At 77.3% G+C, this 5,905-nt stretch carries 6 protein-coding genes; 3 read left to right on the top strand and 3 right to left on the bottom strand.

Annotated features, from left to right (window positions below; genetic code table 11):
* A partial coding sequence (locus Q0195_RS03305; RefSeq protein WP_299274471.1) for an HTH domain-containing protein occupies positions 1-252 on the bottom strand: 252 nt, incomplete at its 3' end.
* 59 nt (positions 253-311) lie between these two features.
* Here Q0195_RS03305 and Q0195_RS03300 point away from each other — a divergent pair.
* Positions 312-725, top strand: coding sequence for a hypothetical protein (locus tag Q0195_RS03300; protein ID WP_299274468.1), 414 nt, complete (start codon positions 312-314; stop codon positions 723-725).
* A 33-nt stretch (positions 726-758) separates the two neighbouring features.
* Here Q0195_RS03300 and Q0195_RS03295 read toward each other — a convergent pair whose 3' ends face one another.
* On the bottom strand, positions 759-2,939 hold the full coding sequence (locus tag Q0195_RS03295; RefSeq protein WP_299274466.1) for a phosphatase domain-containing protein: 2,181 nt from the start codon (positions 2,937-2,939) through the stop codon (positions 759-761).
* 173 nt (positions 2,940-3,112) lie between these two features.
* Here Q0195_RS03295 and Q0195_RS03290 point away from each other — a divergent pair, with 173 nt between their 5' ends.
* Positions 3,113-4,252, top strand: a complete 1,140-nt coding sequence (locus Q0195_RS03290; protein ID WP_299274463.1) for an MFS transporter — start codon at positions 3,113-3,115, stop codon at positions 4,250-4,252.
* A gap of 170 nt (positions 4,253-4,422) precedes the next feature.
* On the top strand, positions 4,423-5,055 hold the full coding sequence (locus Q0195_RS03285) for a maleylpyruvate isomerase family mycothiol-dependent enzyme (RefSeq protein ID WP_299274460.1): 633 nt from the start codon (positions 4,423-4,425) through the stop codon (positions 5,053-5,055).
* 296 nt (positions 5,056-5,351) lie between these two features.
* Here the strand turns inward: Q0195_RS03285 and Q0195_RS03280 are convergent.
* Positions 5,352-5,905, bottom strand: a 554-nt coding sequence (locus Q0195_RS03280; RefSeq protein WP_299274458.1) for a hypothetical protein, incomplete at its 5' end; no start/stop codon positions are given.

Genomic DNA, 5,905 nt, shown 5'->3' with positions numbered 1-5,905 from the left:
GCCCGGGGTGACGTCGAGGCGCACCCCGCCGCCCGGTCCGGGGCGGGCGACGATCGGCACGCCGGCCTGCCGCAGCCGCTCGACGTCCCGCTCGACCGTCCGCGAGGTCACGCCCAGGTCGCGTGCCAGCGAGGCGACCGTCCGCCACCCCCGAGTCGCTGGGAGCGTCTCGATGAGTCGCTGCTGGCGCTCGACCCGGCGCAGCGTCAGGTGGGCGTCGCGGGACGCCGCGCTCAACTCGTGACCGTCCATCGTCACCACCCCAAGACCCCGACGCAGGCCGGTCGGGGTCTGTCCCTAGCGTGTCACATATGAGCCGGACCACATCAGCACAGACGACACAGAGCAGCGCGGTCGCCGCGTTCTTCGACCGCTACGCGACGGCGCTGTCCCGGATCGACCTGGACACGCTCGCCGCCTGCTACCACTACCCGGCGCTCGCCGTGACGCGGCTGGGCTGCCAGGTCATCACGGACCCCGAGGCGACCCGGCAGTTCTTCGCCGCCAACGGCCGCCGCTACCACGACCGGGGCATCATGGCGGTGCGTATCGTCAACCTGCGCCCCAGCTACGCCGAGGACGGCCTGTGGGTCGGCCTCGCCGACCTGGAGAACCTTGCCGCCGACGGCACGGTCGTCGGTGTCGAGCACAACGCCTACCAGCTCGTCCACAGCGACCGGGACGGCTGGCGCATCGCGGTCACGACACCGCTCGACGCACGGTAGCGCCGACAGCCGGTGCGCCGGGCCGCACCCGCGTCAGAAGGTGCGCCGCAGCCGCATGCCGAGCGGCCGGCCGTCCGGGTCGAAGACCGTGCGGTAGAAGGCCGACGTGGCGCGTCGGGCCCACCGGGCGGGTACGGGGGCGTCCGGGTGGCTGCGCAGGCGGCCCGGTGGACGCGGACCGGCCCGGCCGGAGGCGTGCCATGCGTCGAGCGCCGCCGCAGCCGACCGGACGGCGCCGGCCACGTCGTCCGGGTCCAGGAGGTCGGCGTCCTCGTCGGGCCCCCGGCCCAGGTGCTCCCGGAGGAGCGCGAGGCGCAGGTCGCGGGCGAAGCGGCGGGCACCGTCGCCGAGGCCGGCCGGGTCGAGCGGCGCCCGGGTGTCGCGCGCGTCGTCGAGGACTCCGACGACGAGCTCGGAGTCGTGGGTCCACGAGCGGCGGTTGAGGTTGGCGCTGCCCACCGCGGCCCACACGTCGTCGACGACGCAGAGCTTGGCGTGCACGTAGATCGGGGTGCCGTCCTCGCGCTCGAGGTCGAGGACCTGCACCCGGTCCCCGCCCACCCGGCGGACGAGGTCCATCGCCGTGCCCTGCCCGAGCGCCGCCGCCGGCACCTCCACCGGGGACTCCTGGTCCGGGTGGCGGGGGACGACGACGATGAGGTGGAGCCGCGGTGCCCGGTGGAGGGCGGCCGCGAAGACGCGGGCGACGTCCTCGGACCACAGGTACTGGTCCTCGACGTAGACGAGCCGCTGAGCACGCAGGAGCGCCTTGGCGTAGGCCCGTGCCACGCTGCGCTCACCCGCGGGCGCGTACGGCAGCGGCCGGGTCCGCCGCGGGTAGGTGCGCAGCACCTGGACGGCGGCGGAGCCGGCCCGGGGCGGGGCCGGGCGGGCCGGCGGGAGGGGGTCGGGCCGGCGGGGCAGCCCGGCGTCGGCGAGGACCCGCCACGGCGCGCGGACGAGCGGGGCGCGGTCCGCCCAGCGCTCCCGCAGCGTCGTCTCCACGTCGCTGACGGCCGGCCCGGTGAGCGCGACCTGGACGTCGTGCCACGCGGGCCGCGGCCCGTACACCGCCGCGAAGGGCCGGGTGCAGGGGTCGCCGCGGTGGTCGACGTCGTCGCGGCGGGACACGGCGATGTCGATGCCGCCGACGTAGGCGACGTCCTGCGCCGGGGTGTGGCGGTACCGGACGACGACGGCCTTCTGGTGGTGGCTGCCCACCGGGGGTACGCGGTGGTCGAGCAGCACCCGCCCGCCGCCGCCGGCGACCGCCCGGGCGAAGGCCCGGTGCTGCGCGGACGTGTAGCCCAGCAGCGGGCTGTGGGAGCGCCACAGCAGGCCGCGGACGACGGCGCCGCGGCGGCCCGCGGCGGCGAGCACCTCACCCGCCGGGGTGTCGTCGAGCCGCTGCTCGGCGTCGGCGCGCCACCCGGTGAGGAGGACGAGGTCGCCGTCGCCGGTGGCGTCGACCGCGTGCTGGAGGGTGGTGAGGTAGGGCCGGCCATGGGACAGCGCCCGCACCGCGTTGCCCTCGGTCCACGCCGGCAGGCCGGTGACCGGGTTGCCGCGCTCGGCGGCGGTGAGGAACCAGTCGGTCACCTGCCCGCCGCGGCGGCCGAGCAGCGCCCCGACCTGTGCGACGAGCGCGTCGGCCACCGGTGCGGCGACCACCGGGACCTGTCCGACGCGCTCGCGCACCCGGTCCAGGAGTCCGGGGTCGGGGCTGCGGCGCAGCTGCCACAGGACGACGGCGGCGACCCTCCCGTACGCGGCGGCGTGGGCGAAGAGCGCGGGGTCGGGACCGGTGTCGTCACCGAGGAGGAGCCACTGCCGTCCCGGGTCGGCGAGGACCTCGCGCAGGACGTCACGCTTGTGCCGCCCACCGCCGGCCCGCCACGTGCCGTGGGCCCGCGCGGGGGAGCGCAGTGCGCCGGGTGGGTACCCGTCCATCCGCAGCGCCCGGCGCAGGGCCGGCACCCACGGGCGCGGGGCGGCGGTGAGGTAGACGACGGGGGCGTCGGGGTACTCGCGGGCCACGAGGCGGACCACCCCACCGAAGCCGCTGACGGAGCGCTGGTCGCGGGCCGGCCCGAACCTGCTCCGCAGCGTCCGCAGAGGGTGCTGCAGGGCGCTGAGCCCGACCGCGCCGTCGACGTCGACGGCGATGCCGAGCGGCGCGGTGCCCGTCGTGCTGCGCCCACCGGGGCTCCCCATGCTCCGCCTCCTCCGTCTCCGTCCGCCACCGCCCCGTGCGGGCGGCACCCGGTCTCATGCTCACGGCGTGGGTCCCGCTGTGCCAGCCGACGGACCCCGGCACGCGTGCCGGAACCACACACCGTGGGGACTGCCCCTGGTGCGCTGCCTCGCGCCGGTGGAACGATGGACCGGTGGCCGCCGGCCGGAGGGCCCTCCTCCCGCTCGTGCTCGCGACGATGGCGTCCCAGGCGCTCCTCGTCGTGCTCTCCCCCACGCTCGTCGCCGTCGCCGGCGAGCTCGGCGCCTCGGTGGGCACCGTCGGCCAGGCCAGGTCGGTGACCGCGGCCGCGGCGGTCCTGACGTCGGTCGCGCTCATGTCCCGCGCCGACGCGCGCGGTGTGCGCGCCACGGTGTCGCTGGGGGCGGTGCTCGCCGTCCTCGCCTGCGGCGCCGTCGCCGCGGCACACAGCACCGCCGTGTTCCTCGCCGCCCACGTCCTCGTCGGGGTGGCGCTCGCGCTGCTGCTGTCCGCCGGGTTCGGCGGCATGGCGGTCTTCGAGCGCCGCTCCTGGGCGGCCGGCTACCTGGCGGCGGCGAACTCCGCGGCGTGGGTGCTGGTCAGCCCCGTCGTCGGGTACCTCACGTCCACGGTCTCGTGGCGCCTGGCGATGGCGGCGCCAGCGGTGGTCGCGCTCGCGGCGCTGGTGGCCTCCCCGGCGATCGTCGCCCCGGCCCGCCGGGCCGCCCCCGCGCGCCTGACCGCGGCGGTCCGGGACCGCTCCGCCCGACGCTGGGCCGGGGCGGAGCTCGCGGCCTACACGGGCTGGACCGCCTTGCTCACCTTCTCCGGCGCGTTCTTCGTCGAGCGGCTGGGGACGTCGGAGGCGCAGGTGGGCTGGCTGCTCGCGGGGGCGGCCGCCACCCACTTCGTCGCCTCCAGCCGCGCCGGCGTCCTCGGTCGCCGGCTGGCGCCGCGCCGGCTGGCGGTGCTCGGGGCGCTGTGGATGGCGGCGGTCACCCCGGTCATGCTCGGCACGCGTGCCGCGGTGCCGTGGGCCTTCGCCTGGTTCTGCGTGGCCTGCCTCGGTGCCGGGGTGCGCACGCCGGCCTCCGCTGCCCTGGGCATCGAGCAGCTGCCCGGCCACCCCGCGACGATGATGGCCGCCCGTACCGCCGTCACGCAGAGCGGCTACCTCCTCGGTGCGGTCGGCGCGGGGGCCGTCGTCTCCGGTCCCGGCTACGGGGCGCTGGGCTGGGCCCTCGCCGGTGTCATGGTCCTCGCGGCCGCCCTCACCGCCGGGGTCCGCGACCACCGCACCGCCGCGGCCTGAGCGTCGCCGTCGGGCGAAGAGTCCGGCGCCGTCGGGCGTCACGCGATGGGTCGCGAAGTGTCGCGCGCCGTCGGGGCCGGTGCCGCCGCGGCCGGGACGCCGTCGCGCGATGAGTCCCGCGCACCGGCGGGGTCGGTACCGGGACAGGACGTCCGACGGAGGGAGACACCGTGACCACCCCACCCCCATCCCGGGCCGCCCACCTGCGCGAGGAGGTCCGTGCCCAGCGCACCGCCACCGTCCGCCTGCTCGGCGGGCTCACCGACGAGCAGTGGGACGCGCCGTCCCTGTGCCGCGGATGGAGCGTGGCCCACGTGGCGGCCCACCTGACGATGCCGTTCCGGGTGCGGCTGCCGCGGCTCGTCCTGGAGGTGCTGCGGGCGCGGGGCAGCATCGACCGCGCCGCCGACCGGCTCGCCCGGGCCGAGCTCGCCGCCCTGGGGCGGGACGGGGTCGTGGCGACGCTGCGGGAGAACGTCGACCACCCGTGGCAGCCCCCCGGCGGCGGCCCGACCGGTGCGCTGGCCCACGACGTCATCCACGGCCTGGACATCACCGACGCCCTGGGGCTGCGGCCGGTGGCGCCGCCGGGACGCATCGCCGTCGTCGTCGAGGGCGTACGGGACCGCCTCGGCTACTTCGGGGCGGAGCTCGCCGGCCGGCGTCTCGTCGCCACGGACGCCGACGTCGTGGTCGGGCAGGGCCCACCGGTGGAGCTGCCGGTGGACCAGGTGCTCCTCGTGTGCACCGGCCGCCGCTCGGTCGCCGAGGCCGTCGCACGGACGACCGGCGACCGTCGCTGAGCGGAGCGCCGGCCTCGTCCCCGCGCCTTCCCCGCACCACCGGCCCCTGCACCGGCCGCGGAAGGTCCGGGGAATGGCACGTCCCTAACGTCGCGTGCACCGGTCGGCACCCCGCCGACCACCGACCGAAAGAGGTTCGCCGGTGAACCCGGACATCCACGCGGCATACGTCATCCTCTCCTCGGGACGCGCGTCCGAGGCCCTGCTGTGGGACCGCTACCCGAGGCCCGTGCAGCGGTGGGTGCGCCCCCGTCGCCGCTGGGTAGGCGCGCGGCGCCGCGAGGGCTGACGAGCCGTCAGCCGCCGACCCCCGCGGGCGGGGCGGTCTGCACCAGCAGGCCGCCCCGTCCGCCGCGTCGGCACCGGGCGGCGTCGAGCATGTGCCCGGCACCCGCGAAGGTCTCGGCGGCCCGGGCGAGCAGGGTCCGGGCGACGTCGTCGCGGCCCTGGGCGCGTTCCAGGTGCGCCTGGAGCTCGAGCACCATCGCGTGCCAGACCGTGCCCTCCCACCGGTCCGCCATCATCCGGGCGGTGTCGAGGTAGCCGCGGGACCGCTCGATCTCACCGACGGCGGCCGCCGCATGGCCGGCGGGGACGACGAACATGATCTGGCAGAACAGGCACTCGTCGTCCACTCCCATGGCCGCCTCCGCGCGGTCGACGACGGCCAGTGCCTCCTCCGGGGTGGGGGCGGCGTAGACCAGCGTGCCGTAGATGCGCTGGAGCAGGTGGAGCGCCATCGTCGACCACCGCGCGAGCGGCAGCGCCCGGGTGGCCAGCACCGTGGCCTGCTCCCGCTCCCCGAGCTCGAGGTGGATGTCGCCCAGCCGCTGCAGGGCGTGGGCCTCCC

This window comes from uncultured Georgenia sp. (genome assembly GCF_937958535.1).
Lineage (GTDB): Bacteria > Actinomycetota > Actinomycetes > Actinomycetales > Actinomycetaceae > Oceanitalea.
This window is presented reverse-complemented; position numbering and strand designations above follow the sequence as displayed.